This is a genomic window from Photobacterium alginatilyticum, assembly GCF_009910675.1.
Lineage (GTDB): Bacteria > Pseudomonadota > Gammaproteobacteria > Enterobacterales > Vibrionaceae > Photobacterium > Photobacterium alginatilyticum.
Map to the genome: position 1 here is coordinate 96,639 of NZ_RSEJ01000014.1, position 16,417 is coordinate 113,055.

The following is a 16,417-nucleotide window of genomic DNA, read 5'->3' on the forward strand; positions in this document are numbered from 1 at the left end:
GCATTGAATTAACCACGGTAGATATCGAGCTGAAACGATTTGGAGAAGACAGTAATGTCCCGAGTATGCCAAGTAACTGGTAAGCGTCCTGTAACGGGTAACAACCGTTCACACGCACGTAATGCCACCAAGCGTCGTTTTCTGCCGAACCTGCAAACTCATCGTTTCTGGGTAGAAAGCGAAAAACGCTTCGTTAAACTACGCCTTTCTGCGAAAGGTATGCGTATCATTGATAAGAAAGGCATCGATGCCGTTCTTGCAGATATGCGTACTCGCGGCGAGAACGTTTAAGAGGATTTGAACAATGGCTAAAGGCATTCGTGAGAAGATCCGTCTAGTATCATCTGCTGGTACAGGCCACTTCTACACTACCGACAAAAACAAGCGTAACATGCCAGGCAAATTCGAGATCAAAAAATTTGATCCTGTAGTTCGCAAGCACGTTATGTACAAAGAAGCTAAAATCAAGTAATTGATTTTTTCTGTTCTTTGATAAAAGCCCGGCATTTTGCTGGGTTTTTTTATGCCTGTCGTTTGCTGTTGCAGGTGTTTTCTCAACACCGTGCGTGTTGCGCTTTGGTGTTATTATTCATAGAGAAGTCCGACTGGGATACAAGGGAAGAACTATGGGGATCAAGTTGTCGCGGCGGGGATGGAACAACGTTATTATTATTTCCGTCGTTTTGTTTATTGCTGCTATCCAGTTTCCCGAGCTGATCCGGGCACGGCTTGAGCCGGAGGCCACACAGGCATCGCCGGAAGTGCAGGCCTTGTTGCCCGAACAGGCTGTTATCTCGCAATTGGTTCTGCCACAGCATGTTTTTACTACCCAGGATGGCCGTTGGATTGTCGATCCTCATATCGTTCAACAGCCCGAGACGGTTATCGAGCACTGGCAGTCGATCACCGGTACGCTTGTCGACGACGATACCATGGCCCAGCTCAAACCGCAGCTGAATGCCCCGGAGACTGTTGAAGTCTGGCTGCACTCTGCTGACGAGCCGGTACGGGTAACTGTCTATCAGCTGCCGCAGTTTTGGCTGCTAAAGAACTGGCAGGGTAACTGGTTGGCGATCTCTGTTGACGAATCTTATTTATTTCCTCATTGATTGTTTTTATGGATTGAGCCATGCCTGAATTACCTGAAGTTGAAGTCAGCAGAATGGGGATCACTCCTCATGTTACGGGCCATCGTGTGGCCGAAATCATTGTCCGTAATCCCAGGCTACGCTGGCCGGTGCCTGAAGAGATCCGCCAGATTGAAGGTCAGGTGATCCGCAGGGTCAGCCGGAGGGCGAAATACCTGTTGCTTGAAACGGATATCGGTTACGCCATTGTCCATTTAGGGATGTCGGGAAGCTTGCGCGTGCTGCCGGCCTCGGTGCCGCCAGAAAAGCATGACCATGTGGATCTGGTGCTGACGAGCGGCGAGGTTCTGAGATATAACGATCCGCGGCGGTTTGGCGCCTGGTTGTGGCAACAGCCTCTCAACGAAGAGCATACGGTGCTGAGCAAGCTCGGTCCCGAGCCTCTAAGTGATGCATTTACCGCTGATTACCTGTTTGACAGGGCGCAGGGAAAGCGAATGGCTATCAAGCAGTTTCTGATGGACAACCAGGTGGTGGTGGGCGTCGGGAACATTTATGCCAACGAGTCCCTGTTCAGTGCGGGGATCCATCCGAAAAGAGCGGCAGGCAAGATTTCCTTGCAACGGATGACAGTCCTGGTGGCCGAGGTGAAAGCTGTCCTGGCGTTTGCTATCGAGCAGGGCGGAACGACCCTGAAAGACTTCAAAAATGCCGACGGCAAGCCGGGCTATTTTGCCCAGGAGCTATTGGTGTACGGTAAGGGCGGCGAACCATGCCCTCGCTGTGACAAGACACTGAGCGAGATGAAAATTGGCCAGCGGGCAACGGTCTATTGCTCTGACTGCCAGACATAACTGATGTGTTTGTCACCGGTTGGCTTTATTCATACCTTGGTACCATAGCGAAACAGTCAGTCTATCACTATGATTCAATGGTGATTGTATAGATTGAAGATGTGTCGTGTCGGCATATCTGCCGGGAAGGGAATATATGAAATATCTTGTCACGGGTGCTGCTGGGTTTATCGGCAGTGCGGTTTCTGAGCGTCTGTGCGCGCAGGGGCACGAGGTTATCGGAATCGATAATATCAATGATTATTATGATATAGACCTCAAGCTGGCGCGGCTGGATCGTATTCGTCATCCGGCCTTTCGTTTTATCAAAATGGATCTTGCTGATCGTGACGGGGTGGCTGGGTTGTTTGCCGATCATCATTTTGATCGGGTGATCCACCTTGCTGCGCAGGCCGGGGTACGCTATTCCATTGATAATCCGATGGCGTATGCCGACAGTAATCTAGTCGGGCACCTGACGATTCTCGAAGGCTGTCGCCGGCATAAAGTCCAGCATCTGGTGTATGCTTCCTCTAGTTCGGTATATGGCCTGAATCAGAAGATGCCGTTTGCGACGACGGACAGTGTTGATCATCCTATCTCGCTATATGCGGCAACCAAGAAATCCAACGAGCTGATGGCTCATACCTATTCCCACCTGTACGGTATCCCGACTACCGGTTTGCGCTTTTTTACCGTTTACGGCCCATGGGGCAGGCCAGATATGGCGCTGTTTAAGTTCACCAAGAAGATTGTTGATGGCGAGCCGATTGATATCTACAACCATGGTGATATGCGCCGTGACTTTACTTATATTGATGATATCGTCGAAGGGATTATCCGTATTCAGGATGTGATCCCGGCAAAGAATACTGACTGGACGGTTGAGGCGGGTACACCGGCAACTAGCTCGGCACCATACCGTGTCTACAATATTGGCCATGGCAGCCCAGTGAAGCTGATGAATTTCATTGAGGCGCTGGAAGAAGCATTGGGTATCGAAGCCAGGAAAAATTTAATGCCGATGCAGCCGGGCGATGTGTATGCGACCTATGCGGATACGGAAGACTTGTTCAAGACCATTGATTATAAGCCGGCTGTGTCAGTGAGAGACGGGGTGAAGGCTTTTGTGGACTGGTATAGGAAGTTTTATCTTGATTAGCCTGTGTCGCATTCGGTGATAGGGACAAAGACAACAAAGGAGGCGAGCGCCTCCTTTTTGGTATATGGGCTTTATTTGCTGTGGAGCTTTTCCAGCAGGGCGTCGGTAATTTCCGGGTCGACAAACTGGCTGACATCACCGTGATGCAGCGCGACCTCCTTGACGATGGTCGAGGAGATAAATGAATTCTCTTCCGCCGGCGTTAAAAATACCGTCTCGAGCTCTGGCATCAGGCGGCGGTTCATGTTGGCGAGCTGGAATTCGTATTCAAAGTCGGATACGGCCCGCAGCCCCCGAACCAGGATATTGGCCTGGTACTCTTTGGCAAAATCAACCAGCAGTCCGGAGAAGCCGACAATCTCGACATTGGACAGGTGCTGGGTAATGCGCTTGGCCAGCCGAACCCGCTCTTCGAGATCGAACAGGGGCTTTTTGCTCGGGCTAAATGCAATGCCGACGACGACATGGTCAAACATCGCAGCAGCGCGTTCGATGAGATCAAGGTGCCCGTTGGTGATGGGATCAAAGGTGCCGGGATAGATGACACGGGTATTCTTATTGTGCTTCACAAGGAGATCCTCAATACAAAGATGACATTATGCTATCAAAAAAGCAGCTGGCTGCTCCATCTTTCACGCCAATTGCTATGGTTAATTTTTCCCTATCTTGTATTATCCGGACGGATTGGTTTTAGTTGGAACAAGGTGCTATGAAGAAAGTTCTCGTTGTGCGAAATGATAAAATTGGCGATTTCATGCTGGCCTGGCCCAGTTTTGCGATGCTCAAGCAATCACTGCCAGAGTGTCGGGTTACCGCTCTTGTTCCCAACTATACCGCGCCGGTTGCCAGACTTTGTCCGTGGATTGACGAGGTGATGATCGATCCAACGGCAAAGTCGAGTAAGGCAGAGCAGGCTGAGCTGGTTTCGGATATCAAGCAACGAGGGTTTGATGCGGCAATTTGCCTGTTCTCGAATGGCTATAATGCCAAGTTACTCTGGAAGGCAGGGATCCCTTACCGCCTGGCACCGGCAACCAAGCTCGCACAGTTACTGTTCAACCGTCGCCTGAAGCAGCGCCGCTCCCGCTCGGAAAAGCCGGAGTTTGAGTACAATTTGGATTTGATCCGTTTCTTTCTGGCAGATAACCAGATCGACTGCCACGAGCCGCAGGGCCCTTATCTGGCCTTTGACAAAGAGGTATTGGCGGCACAGAAAGAGAAGCTTATAGCACAGTTGGCTCTGGATAGCGGCAAACCATGGTGCTTTATCCACGTCGGCAGTGGCGGTTCGGCCAACAATCTGTCGCTGGCACAGTATGCCGAGTTGATTAAAGGCGTGGCAAAACAGCAGCATTGTGAATTTGTACTGACTGCCGGGCCGGGCGAGGAAGCGATGGCGGCGTCGCTGTATGCATTAATCAAGACAGAAGTGTCTGCCTATGTCTACGACAAGAACGACGGCCTGCAAGATTTCACCCGTTCTCTGGCATGTGCCGATCTGTTTATGGCCGGATCGACTGGCCCGCTGCATATCGCGGCTGCCCTTGATGTGCCGACGATGGGTTTCTTCCCGAGTAAGCGCTCAGCAACCCCGTTGCGGTGGAAGACACTGAACACGGCCGGACGTCATTTGGCATTCTGTCCGCCTGCCGGCAAGGAGCAGGAGACGGACATGAGACTGATTGAGATTGAGGCGGTGCTGGAAGACGCTAAGCCTTGGGTGGCTCAGTACTGCTCCTGATCCACAGATCGGCATATTTCACGAATGTGGAGTGTGCCGATAGAATCGATAGCAGGAAGCCCTGCTTGCCATCAAGAAAGCCCGCTCTAAGCACATACATTTTCAGGAAGCAGCCAATAGCGTGCAGCAGGCCCTGGCCGATGCTGCTGCGTTTGCCGCGCTTTTCCCGTTGCTCAGCCCAGGCTTTGGCATAGCCGGCCGATTTTACCAGATAGTGGTGTAAGTCGTTGTAGGTGAAGTGCAGCAGATCGCCTTGCAGCGGCTGTACTTTCATCTCCGGGGATAGCTCAACTTTCTCGTGTACCAGATCCTGGTTGTACTGTGTCAGCTTGGTCGGATAGAGGCGGTTGACGCGATCCGGGTACCAGCCACAGTGGCGGATATAGCGGCCAAATACCCAGCTCAGACGAGGAATACTGTATACCGTATTGTCCTGAGGCGATGAGAGCACGTCCATGATGTTCTGCTGGAGCTCCGGAGTGACTCGCTCATCGGCATCTAGCCACAGGATGTAGTCAGACTCGACATGGCTCTGGGCCAGTCGGCGCTGGGGGCCGAATCCCGGCCATTCGGCATTGACGAAGAACTTGTCGGTATACTGACGGGCAATAGTCTCGGTATTGTCAGTACTTCCGGCATCGAGTACAACAATCTCGTCTACCCAGCCTGAAACTGACTTCAGGCAGGCCTGTAAGTTATCGGCTTCATTTTTGACGATCAGCGCAACAGCAAGGGTCGGCTTAGTGGCACTCATTGTGTCTCCTTAAGGATATGAAAATCAGATAGGGCTTTGTCGAGCATGGTAATAACGGCTTCGGCACGAATGCGCTGCATAGCATCAGGATCTTTGACCCGGCTTCGCCAGGACAGTTCGCTTAACTGTTTACCCGTTTCTGCCTCAATGGCTTCCTGGTAGGCGCTGACAACGTAATCCAGGTAACGGTAGGGACCAGTTCGCTTCGGGTTGTGATGGGCGTAAAGGCCAATAACCGGTGTGTTGGTGGCAACGGCCATATGGGCCGGGCCGGTATCGGGCGCAATCACCAGCTTTGCCTCTGCCAACAAGGCAAGCATTTGTTTCAGACTGCTCTTTCCGACCAGGTTGGTCAGCGGCACGCTGCTCTGTTGGCAGACCTGCTCGGCCAGCTGTATTTCGACCTCTGCCGGACTGCCGGCCAAAATGACTTTCATTCCCCTGGCGGCCGCATGCTCGGCAACCTTTGCGTAGCCAGCGGCAGTCCAGTTTTTGAATGCTTTGCTGGCGGCAGGCACGATAACCAGTACTGGCGTTGAATCTGAGTATTGCTTGGCCCAGTCTTGGTCAGCCTGAGAGAGTTCAAGTTCCCAACGGGGATGGATATTTTCAATGCCTATGGTCTGGGCAAAGGCCATAAACCCATCGAGCACATGGGGAGAGTCTGGTGATGTTACCGGGGTATTAATGAACCAGTTTTGCAGATCACTGCTTCGGGTTTTATCAAAACCGAGACGGTATTTTGCCCGGATCCCCAGGCTGGCAATGCTGGCTCTTAGTGCGGTTTGCAAGTGCAGCAGTGCATCGAATCGTTCGCCGCGAAGCTGTTGCCATAACTGCCTATAGCCTTTCCATCCCTGCTTTTTGTCAAAGGGAATGACACGCACGCCGGGTAAATCACCCAGCAGCTGCGCTTCCGCCTTGCCCATGATCCACGTAATTTTTGTTGAGGGCCATTGGCGCTGTATCGCCTGAACCATGGCACAGGTATTGCAGGCATCGCCGATAGCGGAAAGACGGAGGACACATAATGAAGACGGAGGGGACGAAAATAGGGCCATATACAATTGCTCTGGAACTCATTAACCTGCATTATGCAGCTGGGATTTAAAATTGTAAAACGACTCATCTTAACGATTATGCAAGTATTGTCACTTAATGGAAGCCGGATCTGGTTTGATGATTCGCTACTTAAAACAGAGCCGGCACGCTGCTTTGATCCAAATTACTGGCAGCAACAGGGCGCGATTACCGGGCAAGCCAGCGGTCGTGGCACGACATACTTTATTTCTACTCCCCAGTTACCGATGGCTTTGCGTCATTATTGGCGTGGGGGATTATTGGGAAAGTTGGTGAAAGATCAGTATTTCTTTACCGGCTGGGAAAAGACACGTTGTGCTGAAGAGATCAAGTTGTTGCAACTCTTGGCTGAGGGTGGTGTCAGAGTGCCGAGGCCGGTGGCTGCCAGGGCAGTAAGGCGTGGCCTGATATACCGGGCCGATATTCTCACCGAGCAGGTTGCCAATGCCAGGGATCTGGTCGCTGTGCTGCAACAGAGAAAGCTATCTGAAAGCGAGTGGCGGGACATCGGGTTGTTAATTGGGAAAATGCATACCTTGCAGGTATGTCACACCGATTTGAATATACATAATATATTATTGGACGATAAGGGACAGTTCTGGCTTATCGACTTTGACAAGTGCTATCAGAGCAAGGGTGACAAGTGGAAACAAAGTAACCTTGAGCGTTTGCAACGCTCATTGAGGAAAGAGGTACAGCGGTTTTCTATAATGTGGGATGAGAGCGAATGGAATTGGCTATATAACAGCTATAAAGAAAGTTAAATACTCTTGAAAAGTGAATATTTTTTGACGTGATTAGAAGATAGAAAGTGAAACTATGAATGCAGTTATTTTATTGGTTAACCGGTTAAGCAAAGTGATTGGCAACATCTGTAAGTTGCTCTCGTATCCATTCCATTTGTTATTCCCTAAAAAGAGGTTTGAAATACCGTCATATTCGCGAGCTAAGGTATTATCAAGCAAAACCTCTGACATCCCGAAAGTGATCTGGCAAACCAATTTTTCGAACAAATCTACGCTGCCTGTATATCTTAATTACTTGTTTAATCGCCTGATGTCACTGGATCATGACTACTATTATGTCGGCAATGAGGGGATTGAAGAGTTTATCAGAGAGAACGCTTCGGAAGAGGTCTATGAGTGTTATAAAAGGATTAATGATGGTGCGGCAAAGGCGGATTTGTGGCGATTAGTTGTCCTCAATATTAAAGGTGGTGTATATCTTGATATTGATGCCAACCTGGTTTGGCCTTTGTCAAAAATCACTCAAGGCCAAAGCCAAATATTTATTAAAAATAAACAAGATAGCCAAATCACCAATTTTTTTCTGGCAACGGCGCCCAATAACCCTATCTATCAGAAAACAATCGACCTTATTGTCGACAATATAAAAAACAGAGACGAAACCAAGGGAGTCTACTCAACCACAGGCCCGCAAGTGCTGAGTGATGCTCTGGAAGGCGAAGAAGGTGTTGAGTTCAGAAGTTACCGCTACACCTGTATTCAGGGGAGCTTTACCAATGAGCACTTCCAGTACCTTGATAAGCCAAGAGGCAAGTGGATACATACTGCACCAGAAGATTTGATCAAGGACGAGAACACAGAATCGAAAGATTAATGACTTGTTGACGTATAGAAAGAATGCTCAGTCCTTTGCGGAAAGGACTGAGCATTGTTCGTTAATGGCTGAGCACAGCTTTTAGATTGCTTATCGTTTTTTCAATCGCGCCCTGGTTCAACTCCACCACCTGTAGAGCTTGCTGCCCAGTTTCTTCTCGCGATACTTCATCTTTGAACCAGGCTATGAGCTGGGCGGCTATTTCCTTGCTGTCCTGGCAAACCACACATCCATTGTTCTTGAGGAGCTGCTGGGTGATATCCGTGAAGTTGAAATAGCTGGGACCGGTGATAATGGGTTTGCTCAGCGCAGCCGGTTCAAGCAGGTTATGCCCGCCTACTTTATCTCCCAGTAAACTACCGCCGATGAAGGCAATATCAGCAGCCGCTAACATGACTAACATCTCGCCCATGGTATCACCCAGATAGATATCGCATTGATCGGGTACCTGATCTGTTGCCTCGGTACGGCGAACAACCGTCAGGCCGCTTGAGCGACAGAGATCGGCGACTTCAGCGAAGCGCTCGGGATGGCGGGGCACCAGGATCAATAGTGAATCAGGTATTTCCGCTCTGACTTGGCTAAAGGCGTCGAGCAGTTGTTCGTCCTCTCCGCGATGGGTACTGGCTGCAATCCAGATGGGGCGCTGCTGTCCGAGAAGCTGGCGGAGTTGGCTGCCATTATCGTGGATCTCCTGATTGACCGAGATATCAAACTTTATCGAGCCGGTAACGGCAACCTGGTTTTCACTCAATCCGAGTTGCACAAAACGCTCGGCATCATCTTTGTGTTGGCACAGAAGGTGGTCAAGGTTGTTTTTAACGATATCAAAGAGAGGCTGCACTTTTTGGTATCGTTGACAGGAACGCTCCGAAAGCCGGGCATTGAGTACATAGACGGGGAGTCCGGCTCGTTTGGCCTGGGCAAGCGTATTTGGCCATAGCTCTGTTTCCATAATGAGCAGAGCCTTAGGTTTTGCCACTCGAAGGAAGCGTTTTATGGCCCAGCTAAAGTCAAGGGGCATATAGCGATGCTCAATACGCCCCGAGAGTTTCTCTGCCTGCGCGGCACCCGTGCTGGTGGTTGTGGTGATCAAAATGGCTTGATCTGGGTAATCGCGTTGAATTGCTTTGATAAGCTGCGTTGCCGCGATGACTTCACCAACAGAAACCGCATGTATCCAAACCGGGTTGTTGTGCTGCAAAGGCGGACATTGGCCAAAGTGCTCACGCCAGCGTGAGCCGTAGGCCGGTTTGTCATCCTGCGATTTGTATAACTTCTTCAGAAAGAATGGTGTCGCAAGATACAGTAAGATTGAATACAGGCTGCGAATCATGGATGTAGACCTATTATGAAGAAAGCTTGCCGATGGCCTCTATGACACGTGACGGTGGCAGTTCATTGAGACATTTCAAGTGGCCGAATGGACACTCTCGCTTGAAACACGGACGACAGCTGATATCGGTATGCACGATTTCTACCTGTTGTGAAAGCGGCGGTGTGTAATCCGGTGAGGTAGAGCCATACACGGCGATAATCTTGGTACCGACAGCCGCGGCGATATGCATTAAGCCTGAATCATTGCTGATCACGATATCACAACTTGCCAGTAGATCGACGGCTTCAACCAGTTGTGTTTTTCCTGCCAGATTGGCACAGTGCTGACGCAGCTCAGGAGCAATTTGTTGCTGGATATCCGACGTGACAGCCTGGTCTTTATTCGAACCAAATAGCCATACCTGATAGCCTTGTTGGATCATTTCGCTGGCAACTTGTGCAAAATACTTGTCAGGCCAGCGCTTGGCCGGGCCAAACTCGGCACCTGGGCACATTCCGATTATCGGACGGGTTAAATCAAGGCCAAGTGTTTCAACACAGTGCTGTTGTGATGCACTGTCGACGAGTAGTTTCGGTTGGGGGATAGCGGATAGGCTGCTGCTGTCACGCATATCTTGCTTTTGGTAGGCCAGGGCACAGTAGCGCTCGACCATCAGGCCAAAGTCTTTTTTATTTGTTCGGATATCATTGAGCAGCCCATAGCGCGACTCGCCCTTCCATCCGGTACGAGACGGAATGCCCGCGAATAAAGGGATTAAGGCTGACTTAGCTGAATTGGGAAGCACATAGGCATGGGTGTACTGCGCTTTACGCAGTTTCTTGCCGAGCTGGTAACGCCCTTTGAGATTGAACTCACCGTGGCCGATCGGCATCTCGATGGCATTGTCGATCTCGGGCATACGTTCCAAAATAGGTCGACACCAAGCCGGTGCCATGACGTCAATTAATGCATTAGGGTGTTGTTGTTTCAGGCTGATATATAATGCTTGGGACATTACCATATCGCCCACCCAAGATGGGCCTATAATCAGAATTTTCATTTTTACCACCGAAGCCTGAAAGGCTATACATCAAATTGACAATTTAGGAAGTTTATATGGAATATCATATTTAATGAATGAATTTTTGCTCTTTCATCGAAGAGAAGCCTTTAGCTGGGGCTCATGGATGATTATTACAACCAGAAAATCGACTACTGGCATTATGATTATCTGCTTCGACGGTATTATTAATCATGACGGCCATTAAGAGTGGTGTATTTGGTACAAACCATACATCGTTACCTGCAGGGCAACGACAAAGCTAATCTTACGGTTGCATATTTGACTGTTTCATGAGTAATGATAGTTAATTCAGCTCCTCCTCAAACTTGGTCTACACGGTCAACTTTATTATAAGGTGAAAAGCTATGATAGCTTAGCGAGACAAGGCCAATTAACTAAAAGTAAGCTCTTCATCCCAATGGATATTGTCTTTTATTTCAACTGCAGGTACTCCAGCTGCTATTTTATTCTCTCCAATGTCTTTGGTCACAAGAGAGTTAATCCCTACAACAGAACCGTTGCCGATATTGCACCCTTTAAGAACAGTGACACTATCTGCTAGCCATACATGTTCGCCAATTATAATGTTCTTGGCTAGATTGATTCTTTTGTCACCGCAGAAGATATCATGACCATCACTGGTCATTAATTTAATGTTTCTGGAAAACATCGAGTTTTTGCCAATGGAAATTAGTGTATCTTTCTCTCGTGATGAAAAATAACAGTTTTCACCAATAACACTGTTTTCCTCAAAGATAATAGAACAGTTGTTTCCATTTATTTCTATCTTTGAGCCTTTTATATTCACGCCGTTTTTTATTATTAGTCTATTGTTGTTTCCTTTTATAGAAATGTCACATTTTCTAACTCTTGCTCCATTTGATATTGATACGGAGTTTGTTCCAGATAGTCTTACTCTATTTCTTATTTTAAAAAGGATATTTTTCATTGCTAAACAACCATATGTAAAATACGTTATATACTTATTATATGCTATACAGGTTTTTGGTAACAAGTTATTCTCATGGTTTTGAGAGGTGTAACAACTCATTATTATTGCTATGGATTAATTTGGTTGCCTTTGTTAAAGCCAAATTCAACTAGTTATTACATTTTAGCTCTATATTTAGGCGCTTGTAGTAATAAATGTCCTGCGGTATTTTTTGATATACCGCAGGTTCAATTAAGTGTTAATCTATATCATTTGTTGCTTTGCATATGTTATCTAAAATAGACTCAGGGCTAGGTATGACTGCATTGGGTGTCATAGAAATATAATGTTTTTCATAAGTTGGTGTGTATCTGAATGGTACCGTGGCATAAAATATTCCAACTGTTGGAGTATGAGTGCTAATTGCAACATTACGTATGCCTGTATCTGTACTTACAACAACTGATGCTTTAGCAATGAAACTAATGACGTCTTCAATATCCATAGAAGGCTGAATGTTTATATTTTCAGACGTTAGCTTTCCTAGCTTAGAAGCTTTTTCACTTTCACTGATCCCTTCTAGATAGATATGCTGATAACTAGGTAATTTTTCAGCGGCAAGGTTCATCAAAGACGTCAATTTATCAAAAGGGTACATTTTCCTCTCTTGTGATGCACCACCAAAATAGACAATATAAGGTTTTTCACTATCTCTTAGATTGCGGTTGTCAGGGTAACCAAAATCAAGTGGATAAGTAGGGTTATGTCCAAGAACTTTAAGCATGTGCAACATGCTTTCTACTTCTGGTGTGAAGTCAGAGCGGAAGATAGCAATATCGTATAATAACTTTGCAACTGATGAACGATATGGAAAGCCAATTTTTAGCTTTGCTTTTGTTAAAGCTAATAACCAATATGAACGGTTTGTAGCTGCAAGATCAAAAATAATATCTTGTTCACCAAGCTCTTTGGCTTTACGTATTTTTTCTAATTGGGTTACTTTGCGATCACTTTGTCTGCCAGGCATGATATGTACATCATCAACAAGATCGGATGGCATTGCATATTGGTAGTTCGAAGTTGCACAAAGAGTAATTTTCGCATTGGGAAAAAATTTTCTAGCCTCAATGAGAAATGGACGTGTGATAACTTGATCGCCTAGAGCTGCATGACGAATTACTGCAATATTCTTAACTTTGCCAGGGTCAAACTCATTAGCTTGATATGAGCGAGCCTTCTTGGAGGCATAAGCACCTTTTTCAAACCATAAGTGTTTCATATTGTACATTTCTTAATCCTTACCTGTGCATCATATTTTTGCATATTTATTAAAGGCTTGAGTTGCAGTATATAGTCATATTTTAAGCCCAGTTTTCAACTCACTTGTTTGGTCGATATTCTTACCTTCTTTTAACATAGGTAAGCACAGTGCAAGCATAAAGAAGACCGTATAAGTTTGAATTACCATTTGGTTACTGTAGAAAATCCCAATAATTAGGAATGAGGATATAACGCAAATGCCAGCTTGCTTGTATTGATGCTTACATCTAATTAACATAAAAGTAATGTAAATCAACAAAGAAAGAAAGGTTAGCTCATAAAGTAAGCCATGTTTGACAAGGCTTTCTAGATAGGCGTTATGAGGCTCAGTAAAAGAAAAATATGCCGTTTCGTTTGTAACATTTGGGCTCGTTTTGCTTATGTAAATCTTGAACTCTTTGGTGTAGTTATTCTCACCCAGTCCAAAAATAACTTTAGTCGGAGATTCTGACCAATTATAAGATGTGAAAGCGATTGCTTTTTTCCACATAATTAATCTGGCTGTATTAGATTGATCAACTTTAGTGTCAAGAATACTTTCAACTCGATTAGTTACCCCTTCAAATTTAGTAGGGAAGACTGTGGTTAGAATGGGTAATGATATTAAACAGACCAAGAAAATTTTAAGGAAAAATTGCTTGTAACAAGATAAAAGTAATAGGTTAACTACGATAAAAGTTGCTAGCCATGGACCTCTTGACCCTGTTAATACTAGGCACACAATGCTTAGTATGATTACGGTCATTAGCGCATATTTGAACTTATCATTTGTTAAGTTAAACCAAAATGGAATAGAAAAAGCCAAGAAATAGCTTAAATTCTCTGACCAGCGTCCGACATCGAGAAAGCTTTCTAAGCGCAACGGGTTCAAGCCCGTTGTTTTCATTTGGAGAAGGGTGTACAAGCCATAAAAAATAGATAGCAACAGGCCGAGAAGTAAACCAATAATTGCAGACTGTTTATGCTTTTTGTTATTAAATAAAATAATCAAGTAAGGGAATACCACTAAGAATAGTGATTTTCTTGCAATGTGTACAATGTCATCTAAGTTTCCTGGTGAAATAAGACAAGAAACTACAGCAATTAAATATGCTATTAATGATATTTTTGTTACTGGGGATGAAAGTGCTTTTTCTCTAAATGCTGAGTTTGATATCAGGCTATATAGAAACAGCATAAGTAGAATAGTTACTGATATGTTGATCCCTGCTTTTGATGTAAAAATAGAAAAGCCCAATAATCCAAGTAAAAATATTTCTAATTTTTTGATTGTTGTATCTGACATTTGTTTCTTCTCATTGCACTGCTGTTTTATTATAAACAACAGCTAAATTTTCAATATGCTTACTAATATCAAAGTGTGTTTTTGCTCGCAGGCCCAGTTTTTGACCTACTATAGAAATATTTTCTGATTCGCTGATTATTTTCACTAATTTAAGTTGTATCAGGTTTGAGTCTAAAGGGTTCACTGTAAATGGGTAACTTTCACCTAGAATTTCAGGAATTGCACCTGTATTAGCTCCCAATATTAGTTTATTGGCAGCCATTGCTTCAATGACGGTTAAGCCAAAAGCCTCGTTGTGCGACAAGATGGCAACGATGTCCATGACGGCAAGCATATTCTCGGTATCTTTTCGAAAGCCGGGAAGATGGATCTGTTCTGATAAGCCGCTTTGCTTGATGGTTGCCTGAATCTCTTCTACCAGTTCGACATCTGAGCCTTGATCGGCTTGTAACCCGCCGACCATCAGAAGGTGAAGATTTTGCTCGGGATTTTGTCTTACCAAGGCGATAAATGCGTCAAGTAACTCTTTTTGCCCTTTCGCGTGGTTAAACCGGCCTACAGTACCGATGACTGTAGCATCGTCAGGAATACCCAGTTCTTTTTTGGTTTTCAGGACAAGTTCGGTATCGTCAATGGCGGGGCGTATTTCTGTCCCCAGCCACAGGCGTTGGATTTTTTCTGCCGGTACCGGCAGTGCTTTCAGGTTACGCTTCTTGGTTGCTTCACTGATCGACAGTACTTGATCGACGTGGCTATATACCCAGCGGTGATACATATCTTTTTTCGGCCGGGTGACCCCCATGTGCTCGGTGAAGATAACTCGGTATGACGACAGGGTGTCCAGTAGGGCAGCAACAACCAGGTCACCGGATTTGTGGCAATGGATCAGGTTGACACCGTTTTGCTTAAGCCATTGATGAATGCGATTAAGCTGCCTGATTGATGCAAACTTTGAGTCGACTTCATAAGTTTCGATGCCTTGTTCTCGCATTCCTTGGGCAACACGGGAGCCTTTTAGACACAGTCCGAGTACTTTCCAGCCTTTTTCTCTGAACTGACCGCCGGTACGAATTGGGTACATCTCCAATCCACCCCAACCCTTGGATAGACAAATATGCAATACTGCTTGGTTAGACATTATTTAAAAACCTTTGGGTGCCGGCAGGCAACTCGCTTCGTCGGTTGAAGATCCGTTGTTATATATTGAGATAACAAGGCAAGCTGGGTATGCCCAGCTTGCCTTGTTGGATTTATCTCGTCAGCTGACTAATTAATCAGCGACATGTACTCAGCAACACCTTCGGCGACAGACTTGAACGGTTTGTCGTATCCGGCTGCGCGCACTTTGGTCAGATCGGCCTGAGTAAAGGCCTGGTAGCGACCTTTCAGGTGCTCTGGGAACGGAATTTCCTCGACCTCACCTTTACCGTGATGCTTGATAACGGCTTTGGCCACTTCGCGGAAAGACTCGGCATTGCCGGTACCGCAGTTGAAAATGCCCGAGACATTGTTTTCCCAGAACCAAAGGTTCATCTGGCAGACATCACCGACATAGACAAAGTCACGCTTGAACGTATCGGAGCCTTCGAACAGTTTCGGATTATCACCTTTGTTGATCTGGGTGTTCAGGTGAAAGGCGACCGAGGCCATGCTGCCTTTATGCTGCTCGCGAGGACCATAGACGTTAAAGTAGCGGAAACCTGTGATTTGAGACAAGGTTTCACCATGCTCCTCGGCATCTTGCCACAGACGACGGACATAGTTGTCAAACTGCTGCTTGGAGTAGCCGTAAACGTTCAGCGCACCCTCATACTGCTTCTCTTCGATGAAGTCATGATCGCGACCGCCGTATGTAGCTGCAGAAGAAGCATATAGGAACGGGATTTGACGCTCAAGGCAGTAATGTAACAATTCTTTTGAATATTCATAGTTGTTAAGCATCATGTACTTGCCATCCCACTCCGTGGTTGCAGAACATGCGCCTTCATGAAAAATGGCATCGATCGGACCAAATTCGTCACCGGCCATGATCTGGGTAATGAAGTCTTCCTTATCCATGTAATCAGCGATGTCCAGATCAACCAGGTTGGCAAACTTGGTTCCGTCCTTCAGGTTATCCACAACCAGGATGTCGTTGCGTCCTTGCTCGTTCAGAGCCTTTACGATATTGCTGCCGATCATGCCGGCGCCACCAGTTACGATAATCATGGCTATTCCAGTCT

18 protein-coding genes are annotated in these 16,417 nt (G+C 46.5%); 8 read left to right on the forward strand and 10 right to left on the reverse strand.

Annotated elements, in window-relative coordinates; all coding sequences use genetic code 11:
- Positions 1–54 precede the first annotated feature (54 nt).
- The 5 genes from rpmB (at position 55) to EIZ48_RS14340 (ending at position 3,083) form a co-directional block, all read left to right on the forward strand.
- Positions 55–291 (forward strand): 50S ribosomal protein L28, encoded by a 237-nt coding sequence (rpmB, locus tag EIZ48_RS14320; RefSeq protein WP_075763017.1) that lies wholly within the window; start codon positions 55–57, stop codon positions 289–291.
- 13 nt (positions 292–304) lie between these two features.
- Complete coding sequence (gene rpmG, locus EIZ48_RS14325) at positions 305–472, forward strand: 50S ribosomal protein L33 (RefSeq protein WP_004405486.1); 168 nt, start codon at positions 305–307, stop codon at positions 470–472.
- Positions 473–626: 154 nt separating this feature from the next.
- Positions 627–1,109, forward strand: a complete 483-nt coding sequence (locus tag EIZ48_RS14330; protein ID WP_192928576.1) for a hypothetical protein — start codon at positions 627–629, stop codon at positions 1,107–1,109.
- A 20-nt stretch (positions 1,110–1,129) separates the two neighbouring features.
- A complete protein-coding gene (mutM, locus tag EIZ48_RS14335) occupies positions 1,130–1,942 on the forward strand; it encodes a bifunctional DNA-formamidopyrimidine glycosylase/DNA-(apurinic or apyrimidinic site) lyase (protein ID WP_160652635.1) in 813 nt (270 codons plus the stop codon).
- 136 nt (positions 1,943–2,078) lie between these two features.
- Positions 2,079–3,083, forward strand: coding sequence for an NAD-dependent epimerase (locus EIZ48_RS14340; RefSeq protein WP_160652637.1), 1,005 nt, complete (start codon positions 2,079–2,081; stop codon positions 3,081–3,083).
- Positions 3,084–3,154: 71 nt separating this feature from the next.
- On the opposite strand, the gene coaD is transcribed toward EIZ48_RS14340, so the two are convergent.
- Positions 3,155–3,652 (reverse strand): pantetheine-phosphate adenylyltransferase, encoded by a 498-nt coding sequence (coaD, locus tag EIZ48_RS14345; protein WP_160652639.1) that lies wholly within the window; start codon positions 3,650–3,652, stop codon positions 3,155–3,157.
- A gap of 140 nt (positions 3,653–3,792) precedes the next feature.
- Between coaD and EIZ48_RS14350 the strand changes: the two genes are divergently transcribed.
- Positions 3,793–4,824, forward strand: coding sequence for a glycosyltransferase family 9 protein (locus EIZ48_RS14350; RefSeq protein ID WP_160652641.1), 1,032 nt, complete (start codon positions 3,793–3,795; stop codon positions 4,822–4,824).
- Here EIZ48_RS14350 and EIZ48_RS14355 read toward each other — a convergent pair.
- Together EIZ48_RS14355 and EIZ48_RS14360 are read right to left on the reverse strand one after the other, a co-directional pair.
- Positions 4,793–5,578, reverse strand: coding sequence for a glycosyltransferase family 2 protein (locus EIZ48_RS14355; protein ID WP_160652643.1), 786 nt, complete (start codon positions 5,576–5,578; stop codon positions 4,793–4,795). The two genes, EIZ48_RS14350 and EIZ48_RS14355, sit on opposite strands and share 32 nt — an antisense overlap.
- Positions 5,575–6,639: a glycosyltransferase family 9 protein gene (locus EIZ48_RS14360; protein WP_160652645.1), complete on the reverse strand. Its 1,065-nt coding sequence runs from the start codon at positions 6,637–6,639 to the stop codon at positions 5,575–5,577. Before EIZ48_RS14360 ends, EIZ48_RS14355 begins: the two co-directional genes overlap by 4 nt.
- Positions 6,640–6,717: 78 nt before the next feature.
- Between EIZ48_RS14360 and EIZ48_RS14365 the strand changes: the two genes are divergently transcribed.
- Entirely contained in the window at positions 6,718–7,422 is a 705-nt protein-coding gene (locus EIZ48_RS14365) for a 3-deoxy-D-manno-octulosonic acid kinase (protein WP_160652647.1), read from the forward strand.
- Between the two features lie 55 nt (positions 7,423–7,477).
- Positions 7,478–8,278: a glycosyltransferase family 32 protein gene (locus EIZ48_RS14370; RefSeq protein WP_160652650.1), complete on the forward strand. Its 801-nt coding sequence runs from the start codon at positions 7,478–7,480 to the stop codon at positions 8,276–8,278.
- Between the two features lie 61 nt (positions 8,279–8,339).
- On the opposite strand, the gene waaA is transcribed toward EIZ48_RS14370, so the two are convergent.
- From waaA to rfaD, 7 genes are all read right to left on the reverse strand, one after another.
- Positions 8,340–9,614: a lipid IV(A) 3-deoxy-D-manno-octulosonic acid transferase gene (waaA, locus tag EIZ48_RS14375; protein ID WP_160652653.1), complete on the reverse strand. Its 1,275-nt coding sequence runs from the start codon at positions 9,612–9,614 to the stop codon at positions 8,340–8,342.
- 13 nt (positions 9,615–9,627) lie between these two features.
- Positions 9,628–10,656, reverse strand: a complete 1,029-nt coding sequence (gene waaF, locus EIZ48_RS14380; RefSeq protein ID WP_160652656.1) for a lipopolysaccharide heptosyltransferase II — start codon at positions 10,654–10,656, stop codon at positions 9,628–9,630.
- Positions 10,657–11,050: 394 nt separating this feature from the next.
- Positions 11,051–11,608 carry an acyltransferase gene (locus tag EIZ48_RS14385; RefSeq protein WP_160652658.1) on the reverse strand — a complete coding sequence of 186 codons (558 nt, stop codon included), beginning with the start codon at positions 11,606–11,608 and terminating at the stop codon, positions 11,051–11,053.
- A 241-nt stretch (positions 11,609–11,849) separates the two neighbouring features.
- Complete coding sequence (locus EIZ48_RS14390) at positions 11,850–12,869, reverse strand: glycosyltransferase family 9 protein (RefSeq protein WP_160652741.1); 1,020 nt, start codon at positions 12,867–12,869, stop codon at positions 11,850–11,852.
- 75 nt (positions 12,870–12,944) lie between these two features.
- Positions 12,945–14,195 carry an O-antigen ligase family protein gene (locus tag EIZ48_RS14395; protein WP_160652661.1) on the reverse strand — a complete coding sequence of 417 codons (1,251 nt, stop codon included), beginning with the start codon at positions 14,193–14,195 and terminating at the stop codon, positions 12,945–12,947.
- Between the two features lie 10 nt (positions 14,196–14,205).
- Positions 14,206–15,333, reverse strand: a complete 1,128-nt coding sequence (locus EIZ48_RS14400; protein ID WP_240152971.1) for a glycosyltransferase family 4 protein — start codon at positions 15,331–15,333, stop codon at positions 14,206–14,208.
- 128 nt (positions 15,334–15,461) lie between these two features.
- Complete coding sequence (gene rfaD / locus EIZ48_RS14405) at positions 15,462–16,403, reverse strand: ADP-glyceromanno-heptose 6-epimerase (RefSeq protein ID WP_160652664.1); 942 nt, start codon at positions 16,401–16,403, stop codon at positions 15,462–15,464.
- Between the last annotated feature and the right edge of the window lie 14 nt (positions 16,404–16,417).